Here is a 16,027-nt window from a genome sequence, read left to right as displayed (position 1 = left end):
CGTTTTTCTTTTTTGGCAAAATTATAAGTTTTTAGGATATAATCGAATTTAATTTTTGAAAATAAATTACTTATTATGAAGATTTATCAATTAATTCTGAAAGAATGGAGCCAACTGTTAAATTATCTTGCGAATCTGTTAAAATTTCTAAGCCACTGGCATCTTTCGTCTTATAGCCAAAATTCGCTTTTAATTGTCCAACATTTTCAATTACGGGTACAAATTTAATGCGCCCCTTCTCTAATTGCTCTTCAAATTGAACTGCAATTGAAACAGGTTTTCTCTCAAATTTCAATTGAATGTTGCGAATCAAGATATCATTGTAGTTTTTAATATTTTCAGGAATGTCAAAGTAGCTTTCATAATGCGTTGTGGAATTTTCTGGTACAATAATATCAAAGAGCGATAACAAACTATAGAAAATGAATTCACGGGTTTTCTCGCGCTGGTAATCCTGCCCATAATGGCCCGCCTCAAATAAAATAGTGGGAACACCAGCTTTTTGGAAAGTGTCGCCCACACAGGCTTCATTAAAATTATCATCAAATCTGCCCACCTGCCCAGGTATAAACTTCTGAAGCAGATTATTTATTTTGACAATTTCGCGCATCGCCACCTTTCGGGATTCCGTTAAGGTCCGATTAGCATTAGCCGCGGGAGACAAAAATGACACAGTTGCCGGCGCCCCGGTTGAAAATCCATAAATTGAACGCTGATCGTGCATATTAAGACACAGTGAAGGTTGCAAGCTGTCAAAAATTTTTCGCAGGCATTTACTCTCCTTTTGGGATAGATGCTGTGCATCTCGATTTAAATCCACATTATTGGCGTTTTCCCGCGTATAAATTTCTGCCCCATCGGGATTTAAAATTGGAATTATAAAAAATGAATACTGATTTAGAAATTCATTTATTTCCTTTTGAAAAACTGCCTTTTGAGAAATGAATTTCATAAAATCGAATATGGCCTTGGTGGTTGTGGCCTCATTGCCGTGCATTTGCGACCATCCCAAAACGGTTTTCGGTCCCTCCCCCATTTTTATCATTGGAATTTCCCGACCCAATTCCGAATGTCCCACAACTGTAATTTCATAGTCCAAGCGATAAGATTCCAATAAAGATGACACGTGGTTTAATGTGATATACCTACCGCGAAGTTGCGATTCAAAATTGTCGCGATACCAATTACTTATTTCCATATGAAAATGTCTGTTCACAAAGTTAAACAATGAAAAGTTCACATTTGTAAACAAGCAGTTAGACTTCTAAAGTTTACATTAGTAATCATATTTCATTGTGATGTGCAGTAAATTTCAATAAAAATTTAATTCTCGATATAACTAAAGTTTAAATATTGTATATTAGTATTTTATAACAATATATATAAAGTAAAAATATAACTAGAATTCTATATTTTTCAATCTATCCTCTGATGTTAATGAGAATTATTTTACATTTGTAGCAGTGTTAAAATAATTATTTTGTTACAATGTTAAACAGTTCGGAGTTCGTAAAAAGATTGGAAAAAGTGCTCGAATATTATGGGTTAAGCGCTACTGCTTTTGCAGAAAAAATAAACTTTAATCGGTCCACGATCTCTCATTTACTTTCCGGTAGGAATAAACCAAGTTTGGATTTTGTAATGAAAATGTTACAAAATTTTGATGAGGTTGAAATGAATTGGCTATTATTTGGAAAGGGTACTTTCCCTTCTATCAATGAAAATAAAGGTAAGTCGATAACTCCAAAATCTAAAGACGAAGTATCTGGAAAAATACCGATGGATTTATTTTCCGAACAAAATATTAAGGAACAAAGTAAAGCAGTTTACACGGACAGAAATTTAAAATCCATCGAAAGAATAGTTATATTTTATAAGGACGGTAGTTTTAATGTCTACCAGAATTGAGTGGATTTCACTATTTTTTCGGAAATTCGCTTTTAAAAATTTTAAAATGCGCATAACCTTTCTTTTCTCCCTTCTTTTATTGACCAGCTGTTATAATAAGGAACGCGATTGTTCCGATTTCAAAACTGGCACATTCGAATTCGAAGCTCTCTCGGGTACGGAAGTTTTTAAAACCACAATAATCCGGAAGGATTCAATTGAGATAGATTACTTCGATGGAAAAAGCGATACCTCATCTGTGCGATGGATTAACGACTGTGAATATGTTTTGGAAAAACTGAATCCAAAAAATCAGGCGGAAAAGAAGGCCATTCACATAAAAATTTTAGCCACAGACAAGAATACTTACACCTTTGAATTCAGAGAGGTCGGAAAAACCAAAACAAGCAAGGCCTCGGCACGCAAGGTTATTCCTTAATATTCTTGCTTTTGAGAAGTGAATTTTGTTCTTCCATCAGCTTTTCAATATTTGAAAGAAGTTGAATGTTTTTGGGTGTTTCAACTGTTTTGTCATGCGGATCCTCAGATTTTTTCTTAAACCGGTTGATTAATTTTATGACCAAAAATATGGTGAAGGCAATTATGAAAAAATCAATCAATACTTCAATCAATTCGCCATAACCCACGGCAACTTCCTCTGCCGATTCTGAGGCAGACCGTAGCACATATTTTTTATTCGAAAGTCTCACCCCATCGGTAAGCATCGAAAGCGGGGGCATTACAATTTTCTTTACAATGGTGCTGATTACGTTATTAAAGGCTGTGCCGATAACAATTCCGACGGCCATATCAATCATGTTGCCTTTTATAGCGAAATTTTTAAACTCTTGAAAAAAGCTCATTTTATAAGTTTTTATTATAAGTTTCGATTCTAAAAATGATTTGGGAGCATGAAGAAATATGGGGAAAAAGAAATTTAAATTCGTCCCGCAATTCTATCTTTTGCCAACTGTAGCGCTACGTGGAACTGATCCTCAAGATTCATTTCTGAATTGTCAATTTCAATGGCATCATCTGCCTTGCGCAAGGGAGAATCTTCCCGGGTGGTATCAATAAAGTCGCGCTCTTCAATATTTTTTAAAATCTCGTTGAATGTAACGCTATCCCCTCTATCCAAGAGTTCCTTAAGCCTGCGTTGGGCACGTTCCACCGAAGAGGCGTTCATAAAAATTTTAAGTTCAGCCTCAGGAAAAACCACCGTGCCAATGTCTCGACCATCCATCACAACACCTTTTTCCAAACCAAATTGCTGTTGTTGGGCCACTAACTTTACACGTACTTCGTGTATGGTTGCAATTGGGCTTACGAATTTAGAAACCTCCAAATTCCGAATTTCGTCTTCAACATCATTTCCGTTTAAATAAATTCGTGCCTTTTCCCAATGTGGTTCTTTTTTGAATTTTAATTGAATGGACGGAAGTGCTTCCTTCAATTCCGGAATATCGAATTTATCCTTTGAAATTATTCCATGCTGCATTGCATATAAAGTTACCGCCCGATACATTGCGCCACTGTCCACATAAACATAGCCCAGATGATCCGCAAGTTGTTTTGCAACCGTACTTTTTCCTGTGGAGGAATAACCGTCAATGGCAATGGTAATTTTTTTCATTTACTGAAGATCTATATTTAGGCCAAAAAAACTGGAGGATGCGGCCGTACTATATTTTGAATAGGAATAGCTCAGTCTATATCTATTCAGCTTTATTCCAAATCCGGCGCTTAGGCCAGCAAATGCGCGTTTATCCACAATTCTCAGTTCTTCGCCCCTTCTAAAATTATACCCCAATCGAATGTTGAATCCACTTTCCGGGAAAAGTTCAATGCCGGCAATCATATGTCGAAAGGCATTGTCCACAAATGTTATTTTTTCCTCGGTGGTTTCTCCTTCCAAATCTGTCTCGGAACGGGATGGATTGGCAAAGGCAATATTCCACTGCTGCATATTTTCTAAAGTGAAATGCCATCGAATGGGTATATTTTCCAATGTTTGCGAAATCCCTAAAATAATTTCGAAGGGAAGCGGCTCATATTCTTCGTGGTATGGCGTAAATTGAATTCCAATATTTCGAGCAACTCCCGTGATATGTAAATCCCAATCCTCATAAACATATATAAGGCCCACGTCCAGCGCACCTCCGAATGATCCATAATTTTCCAGTTTTGAGGAAATCAATTTTAAATTTACGCCAACGTGAAAATTAGTAAATGCTATATTTCTTGCATGGCCAAGCGAAAGAGCGACTTCACCACCACTAAAACTACTTGTTGGATTGCCTGTTTCATCGTACCCGTCAAATTTTCCGTAGTTTACATACGTTACTCCCGCATGCAACACTTGCGTTCTACGATCCCACAGATAGGCATAATTGGCCGTACCATAATTTACGTCGCCAATATAATTTGTATAATTAAGGGAAAGTTGGTTGTCCATGGCCGGGTTGATGCTAGCCGGATTGAAAAGACCTTGTGTAGGGTCATAATCATAGTTTGTAACTACTTTGCCACCAAGTGCGGCCATTCGAGGACTATTTACCAAATTAAGGAATTGATATGTTGCCCTTCCCCCTATCTGTGCTGCCAAAAGCTGAGATACTAAAAGTGAAACAACAAAAAAAACCTTTTGGGCCATAGACGCGTGTTACCGTAACTAAAAACTAAACGAATGCAAGTATAATTTATTTTTACAAAGGAAAGAAATCAAAGCTGATTAATGTATAATAGTCAATTGTACATTAATCAGCTTTGACAAATGGATTAGAGCTTTTTTGCGTTCTTTACCTTTTCTTGGGTCAATGCCAGGTTTAGAACATCGCTCATATCTTTTACATAATGAAAGGTTAGCCCTTTTAAATATTCGGGTTTTATTTCATCAATATCACGTTTGTTGTCCTCACAAAGTAGAATTTCCTTTATACGAGCCCGTTTTGCAGCAAGAATTTTTTCCTTTATTCCACCCACGGGCAGAACTTTTCCTCGCAACGTAATTTCGCCCGTCATCGCAATGGATTTTTTTACTTTCCGCTGCGTGAAAAGTGATACTAATGAGGTGAGCATTGTAATTCCCGCACTAGGGCCATCTTTTGGGGTAGCGCCTTCAGGTACATGAATATGGATGTTATAATTTTCAAATATATCCGGCTTAATGCCCAAACGATCTGCATTGGATTTTATGTATTCTAGGGCAATGGTTGCGGATTCCTTCATAACCTTACCCAAGTTTCCGGTCATATTTAAAGTGCCCTTTCCTTTAGAAAGTGCAGATTCAATAAATAAAATATCCCCGCCAACTTTGGTCCAAGCAAGACCCGTTACTACGCCGGCAACATCATTGTTTTCATATTTATCACGTTCCATTTTTGGAGCGCCCAAAACTTCAATAATTGTTTCATTGGTAACTTTTAGTTCGTATGCCTCTTCCATTGCAATTTTCATTGCGGCGTATCGTACCATTTTCGCAATTTGCTTTTCAAGGCCACGGACGCCACTTTCGCGAGTATAACCTTCCACAATCCTTTCTAGCTGCGGCTTCGCAATCTTTAAAGCTTCGTTTTCCAGACCGTGTTCCTTTAGTTGTTTTGGGAGCAAATGTCTTTTCGCGATTTCCACCTTTTCTTCAATTGTATATCCGGTAACATTAATAATCTCCATTCTATCGCGTAATGCTGGCTGAATAGAGCTTAGACTGTTGGAAGTAGCGATGAACATAACTTTGGAAAGATCATAGCCCAATTCCAAAAAGTTGTCATAAAAAGAATTGTTTTGTTCGGGATCGAGAACTTCAAGCATTGCCGAAGAGGGATCACCCTGGTTGCTAGCCGAAATTTTATCAATTTCATCCAAAACAAAAACCGGATTACTCGTTCCAGCCTTTTTAAGACTCTGCACAATTCGTCCCGGCATTGCGCCTATATACGTTTTTCGGTGTCCACGGATTTCTGCTTCATCACGAAGCCCGCCCAAGCTCATCCGAACATACTTTCGTCCCAATGCCTCTGCAACTGATTTTCCCAAGGAAGTTTTTCCAACCCCCGGAGGACCGTAAAGACAGAGTATGGGCGATTTCATATCATTACGGAGCTTTAATACCGCCAAATATTCGATGATTCGTTTTTTCACATCATCAAGGCCATAATGGTCGCGATCCAAAACCTTTCGGGCGCGCTTCAAATCAAACTTATCCTTGCTGTATTTATTCCAAGGCAAATCTAAAAGTAAGTCCAAGTAATTGCGCTGAATACTGAATTCTGCCACCTGCGGATTCATTCGCTGCATTTTTGAAAGCTCTTTCTGAAAATGCTTTTCAACTTCCTTGCTCCATTTTTTGGTTTTGGAACGTTCGCGCATTTCATCTATTTCCTCCTCCATGGATGAACCACCCAACTCCTCTTGAATGGTTTTCATTTGCTGCTGCAGAAAATACTCACGTTGCTGCTGATTTATGTCGTTTTGCACCTTGCTCTGAATATCATTGCGAAGCGAGAGCTTCTGGATTTCCATATTCATATAGCGAAGGGTTTCAAGCGCACGATCTTTCAAATTGTTTATTTCCAGTAGCGTTTGCTTTTCCTCTACATCAATATTTAAATTTGAAGAAACAAAATTGATGAGGAAACTGGAGCTTTCAATATTCTTGATGGCGAAGGCGGCTTCCGAAGGAATATTCGGGCTTTGCTTGATTATCTGAAGCGCCATTTCCTTTATTGAATCTATGATGGCGTTAAACTCCTCGCTCTCTTTTTCAGGGCGTGCTTCGGCTACTTCCCTTATGGTCGCGGTCATATATGGGCTGGTAGTGAGAACCTCTGCAACTTCAAATCGCTTTTTCCCCTGAATTATAACCGTTGTATTTCCATCGGGCATTTTCAGCACCCGAAGAATCTGTGCCACGGTTCCAATGGTATTGATATCGCCAATTCCGGGTTCTTCTTCATCTTCATCTTTTTGCGACACTACTCCAATAACCTTATTTCCTTTGTTGGTTTCGTTTATAAGTTTTATGGATTTGTCGCGTCCTGCCGTTATAGGAATTACAACACCGGGAAATAAAACTGTGTTGCGCAGTGGTAAAATTGGGAGAATTTCAGGAAGTTGTTCCTTATGCATTGCATCTTCATCTTCCGCTGACATAAGCGGAATGAATTCTGCATCTTCCTTTAAATCCTGAAATGACAACTTGTCGAATGTTGTAAGTTTTGAATTTGCCATATTTTATTTTAGGACATTGTGTCACAATTCAATTGCGCACGATGTATAATGATTATAATATATCTTTTACTAGTTAGTAAGAACGTTGATATTCAGACGAACACACGCTCATCCTATCTATATTTCAAGAGTTATGCCAGTTATGTTTAATACATCTTGATTTTCCTTTAGAGCATAAAAAAAGCCGTCTTAGAAATTTCCCAAGACGGCGTTATTATTACGATTTTAATTTTTTAAGGAAGGACAATTAAAAATTCCCCTCCTGTAACTTGGAATATTGTGGGATCCTGCCCTGTTGCATCTCGACCGGTAAAGTTGAAGTTTCCTTCAATCAATCCGTTTGCAAGGTCATAATTGGTGATCACCAGACTACCTGGTGTGGAAACATAAGTAATGGAGGTTCCCACTATTGGAGTGTAAGTTGCCACAATTTCATCTCCGTTAATTACTTCAGTGCTCATTTCAAAAGTTCCGGGAGTAACGGTTAGCGGGAAACTTAACACCATTCTTTTGTCATCCTGGGTTGTTGTTATTGTAACGCGCGGATACTGATTTACCACTGAGGTTTCAACCAATAGTTCGTCAGGTGTATATGTTGCTCCATCAATGTTTGCCGTGAATGTATTGTTTGCCCCAGGCACCCCTTCAAAATATGCCGTGAAACTACCTTCCGTTATTTGAACTACATCAGGCAATTGGTTTATGGGATCGGTTCCAGTAAAGTTGAAAGTAGCTTTTAGCACGCCCGCCTCAAGATCAAATTCCGAAATTGTAATTGTTCCCGGGTTGGAGGTCAGATTTTCGGTACCGTCGCCCGCATTATACAATGCAATCAATTTTGTGCCGTCCGAAATAGGAACCATTTCAAAAGTGCCTACTCCCAAGGAACGCGGAACATCAATTCGAATGTGTTTTCTATCCGCAGTTCGGGCTTCTATTTTTATCATATGAACATTGCCAACTACCGGTTCGGTAACAGAAATGGTATCTGCAATGAAATCTACGCCATCAACTTTTGCAAAAAATTCGTTGTCGGGAAGGTTCCCGCCGCCATTTCCTCCGGTGTCGTCAAGTATATATTCAATTGCGTTGAAGGCGCCGCTTGATATTTCAATGTTTTCCAAAACTGGATTTCCATCACCATCCAAAATCGGATCTCCATTTGCATCTACCTTTATTCGAAAGCCCACGAAACTAAAGGTTCCCGTCACTGTCTGTGCATCGGTATTAAGTTCGGTAATTTTCAATTGGCCCGAACCACCGAGAGCTTGAGCGGATATGTAAGGAAGTAAATTTGCTGAACCGTCAAAATAAACTCCGGCATTTTCATTTGTGCCACCAGTGGTTAGACTAAAGGTGCCCACTGCCGCATTGGTAATGGCCAACACAATATCTTCCCCACCCGGTTTAGAACCGGTAATTACCAGTTCATTTTCAGAAGTCATAGTTGCGCTGGTTGAAGATGCGATAAATTCCGATCCAGAAACTTGGGCTTTAAATTGACCCTCTTCGGCTTCATTTTGTTCTTCTTGGACAAATTCACCTGTGAGTGGCTCATTTTCACACGAAAGAAATTGAAAGGTTATAAATAAGAGAAGCATTCCTCTCAAAAGATAGATATTCTTCATAAATAGGAGTTTGTAGGTAATAAACGCAAACTTAGTTAAAAATTGTTTAATTGTTTTTATTTCTTGGTACTCTTAATAGCAAAATTACACCTGTTATAAAAAACAAAACCAGAAATAAAATGGAATTTCGCATACTTCCAGTCAGTTGGTCAATAAACCCATAAAGTACCATTCCTACGACAATCCCGATTTTTTCGGCAACATCGTAAAAACTGAAATAGGAAGTTGTGTCTTTCGTTTGTGGCAAAAATTTGGAATAAGTGGATCGCGAAAGTGATTGTATTCCTCCCATCACCAACCCTACTACTCCCGCGGTAGCATAAAATTGAGTGGGTGTATCAATAAAATACGCATACACACAAATGCACACCCAAATGATGTTTATTACAACCAAAACCAGAATGTTTCCAAATCTTTCCGAAGCACGGGAGGTTAAAATCGCTCCCAAAACCGCCACCAGTTGAATAATCAAAATGCTTAATATCAATCCAATCACTTTTGCATCATCTCCGCCCCACGCAATTTCTTGTTCGCCGAAATAAGTAGCTACTAGCATCACAGTTTGAACGGCCATGCTGTACACAAAAAAAGCGGCTAAATATCTTTTCAATTGCAAATTAGCGGATAGTGATCTGTAAACCCCTCCAAGTTCCCGGAACCCGTTCAATATTATTTTTGAGCTAACTTTTTTTCCGCTTTTGTTTCCCTTGGGAAGGAAATAGAAGGAATATTGGCTGAAAAGAATCCACCAAATTCCCACAGTCACGAAGGACCATTTCATGGCTCGCATACTTGCTTCGCCCCCTTCGCCAAAACCAAAATGTTGCGGAAACATTACCATCCATAAATTAAATAATAACAAAACAACGCTGCCAATATATCCCATGGAATAACCACGTGCGCTCACCCTGTCCTGCTGTTCAGGAAAAGCTATATCCGGCAAATAGGAATTATAAAAAACCAAGCTTCCCCAGAAACCAATAAGTCCAAAAAAATAGCAGAGCAAACTAAAATATATATTGTCAAGTGTAAAAAAATAAAGGCCTATACAAGAAAAAGCGCCCAAATAGCAAAAGAATTTCATAAAATTCTTTTTGTTGCCCACATAATCTGCAATACCCGAAAGGAAAGGAGAAATTAAAGCAACCACTAGAAAAGCGGCGGCAGTTGTATAGCTTATTAGTGGTGTACTGCGAATGCTTCCTCCCAATATGGAAACTGTGGCAATATTCGCAGATTTAAACAGTGCTTGGTAATAAATAGGAAATATAGCAGAAGCAATTACCAGGCTATAAACGGAATTTGCCCAATCATAAAAAGCCCAAGCATTAAGCAGCTTCTTACTTCCTTTCAGCAATTGGGGCATATATTATGGTTTTTTTGAGATCACTAAGCTAATAAAAAATCCCGCTTTGTGCGGGATTCTAAAAAAATTATGTTTTATCTTTTTATCTTTTAAATGAGGTAACACCAAATTTTTTAGCCTCTGCCCGTGCCCCGGGCGCCCACGCTTGAATGTTTTGGATTCTTGTACTGCTGGATGGGTGTGTGCTCAAAAACTCCGGCGGTGTATTACCATTTTCCTGGGCTTGCATACGCTGCCAAAGTTCAGCCGCCACACTTGGCTCATATCCCGCAATAGCCATTAAAATCAGGCCAATATGGTCTGCCTCCGTTTCGTGGCTTCTGCTAAAGGGAAGCATAATTCCCACATTACTCCCCATTCCATAAGCGGTGTTGAAAATTTGCTGATATTCCGCATTATTGGCCAGGGCTACATTTCCTGCCACAGCACCCAATTGTTGCAATTGCCCAGCACTCATGCGCTGTTGCCCATGATTTGCAAGTGCGTGTGCTACTTCGTGGCCCATAACCGCGGCCAATCCTGCTTCATTTTTAGTTATTGGTAAAATGCCCGTATAGACCACAATTTTTCCTCCGGGCATGCACCACGCATTCACATCCTTGCTTTCAACTAGATTGTATTCCCAACGATAATCCGTTAAATAGCCGGCATAACCATTTGCGGTCAAATACCGTTCGGCCGCAGACGCTATTTTTTGTCCCACGGATCTTACCATTTGTGCATCCGCGGAATTCTTCACAACCTTATTTTCAGATAAAAATTCCTTGTATTGCTGAAAAGCCATTGGTAAAATCTGGGAATTTGGCACCAAGGCCAAGGTCTGTTTTCCGGTAAAGGGATTGGTGCTACACGCAACAACCAATATCCCTAACAATAGAATGGAAATCGATTTTGAAAATTTCATATATGGTGAATTTGTTTAAATGTTAAAATTAGAAATATAAATATAGATTGTTCCCAAAATTTTTCTAAAATTGAATTTTCAGAATAGATCAAACCTTATTTAAACTTTAGTGTTTCTTTAATAAGATTTTGTTCCCGATGCCTTTATTTTTAACCGTTACAAAAAGTGGAACGACTTTTGTAAAATTTCATGTCTAAATATTTAAAATATCAATTATGAAAAACATACTTCTTTTTTTGGCCATTACTACCACAGTTTTATTCACTTCCTGCGAAGGCGATCCTGGGCCTCCGGGACAGGACGGCGTTTCTTTCTTAGGACAGGTTTTTGAAACCACTGTGACTTTTAACAATGGCAATAATTATGAAAATTTGGTGAGCTTTCCCGTAAACATTGAAGTTTTTGAGAGCGATGCAGTATTAGTCTATCACTTGGTTGAAACAGTTTCTGGAAACGGTGGCCCAATTGATGTTTGGGAACAACTTCCGCAAACTTATTTTGTAAATCAAGGAACCCTAGTATATAATTTTGATCATACATTTTTGGATGTTCGATTGTTTTTGGATGCTAATTTCGATTTAACTTTATTGGATTCTGGTTTTACAAACAATCAAACTTTTCGAATTGCCATAGTTCCAGCGGAATTTGCACAAACCAAACCCTCAATGGAAGTTTTACTTAGAACCATAGAAATGGAGAATTCTCAAATTGAAAAATTAGTACTTTAATATATGAGAGTTTTAACCACTTTATCTATTCTAATTTTATTACTCGTTAGCTGCAACTCTCCAGCCCAAAAGAATAAAATAGCCGCAAAAGATACGTTTGAAGTCACCAAAACCGATGCCGATTGGAAAGCACAGCTTTCACCCGCAGCTTACAATGTGTTGAGACACGAAGGAACGGAGCCTGCATTTTCAAGTGATTTTAATGACAACCATCAAAAAGGCACCTATGTTTGCGCTGGTTGCGGTGCTCCTGTTTTTGAAAGCAAGCACAAATTTGATAGTGGCACTGGCTGGCCCAGTTTTGACCGTGCCATTGAAGATAATGTAGCATATTCCACAGATAATAAACTTGGCTTCACCCGCACCGAGGAGCATTGTGCCACATGCGGCGGACATTTGGGTCACGTTTTTAACGATGGCCCTAAGGAAACCACGGGCAAGAGACATTGCATTAATGGAGTTGCTTTAAATTTTATACCTGAAAATGAATAATCCAAATAAATATCCCGTCAACAAGTCGGAAGCCGAATGGCGCGAGGAATTGGGCGAAAAACGATATCACATTCTTCGTGAAAAAGGAACCGAATTTCCTCGAACTGGTGAATACAACTTGCATTTCGAAAATGGCACTTACGTTTGTGGTGCTTGCCACACGCCCCTTTTTGAAAGTAACAGCAAATTTGAAAGCAGCTGTGGCTGGCCATCGTTTGACGATTCTATTGAAGGCGCCGTGGAATATGTAAAGGATACTACTCACGGAATGATTCGCACCGAAATCCTCTGCTCCAATTGCGGTAGCCATTTGGGGCATATTTTTAACGATGGTCCAACTGAAACAGGCCAACGATATTGCGTGAATTCACTTTCGTTGGAATTCAGAAAATAAGAAATTTACAAATCTTAAGAACCAAATTCCAAAGAAATTCCAAATTGTAAGCACCAAATTCTAAAACGAGTCTTTTGGAATTTGGTGCTTTTTTTGGAATTTGGAATTTAATAATTGGTGCTTTTCCTTCGGTATTTTGTAAATTCGTTGCTTCAAAAGAAATTCACATAAAATAATATAATGAGCAAATACGACGTAATAGTTTTAGGAAGCGGTCCCGGTGGATATGTTACCGCAATACGCGCTTCACAACTCGGTTTAAAAACCGCAATTGTTGAAAAAGAAAGCCTTGGGGGCGTTTGTTTGAACTGGGGTTGCATCCCAACAAAAGCACTTTTGAAAAGCGCACAGGTTTTTGACTATCTAAAACATGCGGACAGCTACGGCCTTACAGTAAAGGAATTTGACAAGGATTTCGGAAAAGTTGTGGAACGAAGCCGTGGCGTTGCCGATGGAATGAGCAAGGGCGTGCAGTTTTTGATGAAGAAGAATAAAATTGAAGTTATAAACGGTTTCGGAAAATTGAAGCCCGGAAAAAAAGTGGATGTTGATGGGAAGGAAATTTCCGCAGACCATATAATTATTGCAACCGGTGCGCGTTCCCGCGAATTGCCTAACCTTAAACAAGACGGCAAAAAAGTAATTGGCTACCGTGAAGCGATGACGTTAAAAACCCAGCCCAAAAGTATGATTGTTGTGGGTAGCGGCGCAATCGGCGTGGAGTTTGCCCATTTCTACAATTCTATGGGAACCGAAGTAACTATTGTTGAATTTCTACCGAATTTAGTTCCGTTGGAAGATGAAGATGTGTCAAAACAGTTTGAACGTTCCTTCAAAAAAGCTGGAATAAAAGTAATGACGAATTCTTCCGTAGAGAAATTGGATACGAGTGGTAAACTGGTAAAAGCTACCGTAAAAACAGCTAAAGGCGAAGAAACACTGGAAGCTGAAATTGTACTTTCCGCCGTAGGAATTGCTTCAAACCTCGAAAATATTGGTCTCGAAGATGTTGGAGTCGTAACCGACAAAGGAAAAATAATGGTAAATGATTGGTACCAAACAAACATCCCTGGTTATTACGCCATTGGCGATGTAGTGCCCGGCCCTGCCCTAGCCCACGTGGCTTCGGCGGAAGGGATTACGTGCGTTGAAAAGATTGCAGGGTTACACGTCGAGCCTATCGACTACGGAAATATTCCCGGTTGTACGTATGCTTCGCCAGAAATTGCAAGCGTTGGTATGACAGAAAAACAAGCCAAGGAAGCGGGCTATGAAATTAAAGTAGGGAAGTTCCCTTTCAGCGCAAGCGGAAAAGCAAGTGCTTCCGGTGAAAAGGACGGTTTTGTAAAAGTAATTTTTGACGCCAAATACGGCGAATGGCTGGGCTGCCACATGATTGGCGCCGGCGTTACGGATATGATTGCCGAAGCGGTTTTGGGAAGAAAGCTTGAAACCACCGGCCAAGAAGTGCTGAAGGCGATCCACCCACACCCAACTATGAGCGAGGCTGTAATGGAAGCCGTGGCTGATGCTTATGGGGAAGTGATTCATTTATGATGTAATTTCGGATTCTTCCGTATCGCTTAAAACTATTAATTTTTAAGATCTTCTTGAGTTACAACTCAGGGAGATTTTTTTTTTGAGGCAAGGTTTCATTAAATAATTAAAAATCATTTTTATAAATCTCTGTAATTATGTTCTTTATTTTATAAATTCTCAATTTCTCCACACAATTTCGTACTTTAATTTATCCAAAAGTGGTTGCAGTGCATTATTTATAGAGTAACCATTTTTCCTCGTAATTGCTAAACAATAAATATTCACTTATGAAAAAATTGCTCTACTTTTTAGTTTTTGTAGGATTCTTATCAGTCCCCTCAACTTACAGTCAGGCAGCAGGGAGAATAGTTGTAAATAAATTTTTAGCTCCTTCCATTGAGGGAAATCGTGGTGGTGAAAATCCCCTGAGGCAAATATCTGTTTACCTTCCACCAGGTTATGATGACAGCACCAAAAAATATCCAACTATTTATTTTCTGCACGGTTTTAATTCCTCGGATACCGAAATGTTCGAATGGATGAAATTGAAACAATTAATGGACGAAGCTATAAAATCAGGCATATTGCGCCCCACAATTTTGGTGCTTCCCAACAGCAATACATTATTCCGAGGAAGTTTTTACACCAATTCAATTATTACAGGTAATTGGGCCGATTTTATCGGGAAGGATGTGGTAGCCTATATCGATAAAAATTTTAGGACAATTGTAGATAGAAATAGTCGAGGCCTTTCGGGACATTCCATGGGTGGCAACGGAGCCTTAAAAATTGGGATGCTTTTTCCTGAGGTCTTTGGCGCCATTTATGCAATGAGTCCCGCGGTATTAAATTGGTCTGGTGATTTTACTATCCAAAACAGCGGGTTTAAAATATTAGGCGAATCAAAAAATGAAGCCGATATAATAAAAGGCATAGAAGATTTTGAAAAAACCTGGGATGAAAAAGCATTTTATGCAGCAGTAATTGTAAGTATGGCCAGAGCCTATTCTCCCAATGAAAATTCAAAATATAAAGCCGATTTTCCAGTTAGTTATTCAAATGGAAAACCATTTATTAATCTGGACGTAATAAAAAAATGGGAAGCAAATTTCCCCATGAATATGGTTGAAAATCATTTACCCGGCCTTAAAAATTTAGTGGCCCTAAAAATAGATTGGGGACGCAATGAAGATTTTTCCCATGTACCCACAACTGCTTTACAATTCAGTAAAAAACTCGAAACCTTTGGAATTCCACATTTTGCAGAGGAATATATTGGAGACCACGTGAGCAATTTGGGTGGTTTCGAGGGACGGATTTATACGGATCTGCTCCCCTTTTTCAATGCTTATTTAAAGTATTGATTCATTTTGACAATGAAAATTCTTAAAAATCAATTTATTGAAAAATGTAGGCGACTAAGAGTTATTTAAAAAAACTCTGCAACGCCAACTCATAACTTTGCAATCCAAACCCAACAATCACGCCTTTTGCGTTTGGCGCAATATAGCTTTTATGCCTAAATTCCTCACGGGAAAAAGTGTTGGAAATATGCACCTCCACGACGGGGGTTTCAATTGCGCGGACTGCGTCAGCAATGCCAATGGAAGTATGGGTGTATGCCGCTGCATTAAGAATTATTCCATCATAACTATAGCCAGTTTCTTGAATTTTATCAATCAATTCCCCTTCAATGTTTGATTGGAATTGGGAAAGAGATAATATGGGAAATTTCTGCTGCAACTTTTCAAAAAAATCATTGAACGTTTCGTCGCCGTAAATATCGTTTTCGCGTTTGCCGAGAAGGTTTAAATTGGGTCCGTTTATGATAATTATTTTCATATTCCAAATATATTGTTT

General features: G+C 38.9%; 16 protein-coding genes. 7 read left to right on the top strand and 9 right to left on the bottom strand.

The features are described from left to right. Positions 1 to 73: 73 nt before the first annotated feature. A complete protein-coding gene (locus QRD02_RS03515) occupies positions 74 to 1,198 on the bottom strand; it encodes a M14 family zinc carboxypeptidase (RefSeq protein ID WP_290253531.1) in 1,125 nt (374 codons plus the stop codon). Positions 1,199 to 1,527: 329 nt separating this feature from the next. On the opposite strand from QRD02_RS03515, the gene QRD02_RS03510 reads away from it, so the two are divergent. Together QRD02_RS03510 and QRD02_RS03505 are read left to right on the top strand one after the other, a co-directional pair. Beyond that, positions 1,528 to 1,908 (top strand): helix-turn-helix domain-containing protein, encoded by a 381-nt coding sequence (locus tag QRD02_RS03510; protein ID WP_353959567.1) that lies wholly within the window; start codon positions 1,528 to 1,530, stop codon positions 1,906 to 1,908. A gap of 46 nt (positions 1,909 to 1,954) precedes the next feature. Then, a complete protein-coding gene (locus tag QRD02_RS03505) occupies positions 1,955 to 2,326 on the top strand; it encodes a DNA topoisomerase IV (protein ID WP_290253529.1) in 372 nt (123 codons plus the stop codon). Here QRD02_RS03505 and mscL read toward each other — a convergent pair. From mscL to QRD02_RS03470, 7 genes are all read right to left on the bottom strand, one after another. Further along, the gene (gene mscL / locus QRD02_RS03500; RefSeq protein ID WP_290253528.1) at positions 2,316 to 2,750 is read right to left on the bottom strand and encodes a large-conductance mechanosensitive channel protein MscL; all 435 of its coding nucleotides are present in this window, start codon (positions 2,748 to 2,750) and stop codon (positions 2,316 to 2,318) included. The genes QRD02_RS03505 and mscL overlap by 11 nt on opposite strands. A gap of 74 nt (positions 2,751 to 2,824) precedes the next feature. Then, on the bottom strand, positions 2,825 to 3,520 hold the full coding sequence (gene cmk / locus QRD02_RS03495) for a (d)CMP kinase (RefSeq protein WP_290253527.1): 696 nt from the start codon (positions 3,518 to 3,520) through the stop codon (positions 2,825 to 2,827). Next, complete coding sequence (gene porQ, locus QRD02_RS03490; protein WP_290253526.1) at positions 3,521 to 4,540, bottom strand: type IX secretion system protein PorQ; 1,020 nt, start codon at positions 4,538 to 4,540, stop codon at positions 3,521 to 3,523. It lies immediately after the preceding gene. Positions 4,541 to 4,665: 125 nt separating this feature from the next. Further along, on the bottom strand, positions 4,666 to 7,116 hold the full coding sequence (gene lon, locus QRD02_RS03485; RefSeq protein WP_290253525.1) for an endopeptidase La: 2,451 nt from the start codon (positions 7,114 to 7,116) through the stop codon (positions 4,666 to 4,668). A 233-nt stretch (positions 7,117 to 7,349) separates the two neighbouring features. Further along, positions 7,350 to 8,744, bottom strand: a complete 1,395-nt coding sequence (locus QRD02_RS03480) for a DUF6252 domain-containing protein (protein WP_290253524.1) — start codon at positions 8,742 to 8,744, stop codon at positions 7,350 to 7,352. A 46-nt stretch (positions 8,745 to 8,790) separates the two neighbouring features. Beyond that, a complete protein-coding gene (locus QRD02_RS03475) occupies positions 8,791 to 10,110 on the bottom strand; it encodes an MFS transporter (RefSeq protein WP_290253523.1) in 1,320 nt (439 codons plus the stop codon). An 82-nt stretch (positions 10,111 to 10,192) separates the two neighbouring features. Beyond that, positions 10,193 to 11,014 carry a M48 family metallopeptidase gene (locus QRD02_RS03470; RefSeq protein WP_290253522.1) on the bottom strand — a complete coding sequence of 274 codons (822 nt, stop codon included), beginning with the start codon at positions 11,012 to 11,014 and terminating at the stop codon, positions 10,193 to 10,195. Positions 11,015 to 11,229: 215 nt separating this feature from the next. Here QRD02_RS03470 and QRD02_RS03465 point away from each other — a divergent pair, with 215 nt between their 5' ends. From QRD02_RS03465 to QRD02_RS03445, 5 genes are all read left to right on the top strand, one after another. Beyond that, positions 11,230 to 11,742: a collagen-like protein gene (locus QRD02_RS03465; protein WP_290253521.1), complete on the top strand. Its 513-nt coding sequence runs from the start codon at positions 11,230 to 11,232 to the stop codon at positions 11,740 to 11,742. A gap of 3 nt (positions 11,743 to 11,745) precedes the next feature. Then, positions 11,746 to 12,234: a peptide-methionine (R)-S-oxide reductase MsrB gene (gene msrB / locus QRD02_RS03460; protein WP_290253520.1), complete on the top strand. Its 489-nt coding sequence runs from the start codon at positions 11,746 to 11,748 to the stop codon at positions 12,232 to 12,234. After that, entirely contained in the window at positions 12,227 to 12,628 is a 402-nt protein-coding gene (msrB, locus tag QRD02_RS03455; RefSeq protein ID WP_290253519.1) for a peptide-methionine (R)-S-oxide reductase MsrB, read from the top strand. The genes msrB (QRD02_RS03460) and msrB (QRD02_RS03455) overlap by 8 nt, the downstream gene beginning before the upstream one ends. A 180-nt stretch (positions 12,629 to 12,808) precedes the next feature. Next, entirely contained in the window at positions 12,809 to 14,185 is a 1,377-nt protein-coding gene (gene lpdA / locus QRD02_RS03450) for a dihydrolipoyl dehydrogenase (protein WP_290253518.1), read from the top strand. Between the two features lie 269 nt (positions 14,186 to 14,454). Then, positions 14,455 to 15,531: an alpha/beta hydrolase-fold protein gene (locus tag QRD02_RS03445; protein WP_290253517.1), complete on the top strand. Its 1,077-nt coding sequence runs from the start codon at positions 14,455 to 14,457 to the stop codon at positions 15,529 to 15,531. Between the two features lie 61 nt (positions 15,532 to 15,592). On the opposite strand, the gene aroQ is transcribed toward QRD02_RS03445, so the two are convergent. Continuing rightward, on the bottom strand, positions 15,593 to 16,009 hold the full coding sequence (gene aroQ, locus QRD02_RS03440; RefSeq protein ID WP_290253516.1) for a type II 3-dehydroquinate dehydratase: 417 nt from the start codon (positions 16,007 to 16,009) through the stop codon (positions 15,593 to 15,595). Positions 16,010 to 16,027 lie beyond the last annotated feature (18 nt).

The sequence above is a fragment of the Aequorivita aurantiaca genome, from assembly GCF_030410135.1.
Classification (GTDB): Bacteria; Bacteroidota; Bacteroidia; order Flavobacteriales; family Flavobacteriaceae; genus Aequorivita; species Aequorivita aurantiaca.
The sequence above is the reverse complement of the archived record's forward strand: the minus strand, read 5'-3'. Positions and strand labels throughout refer to the sequence as shown.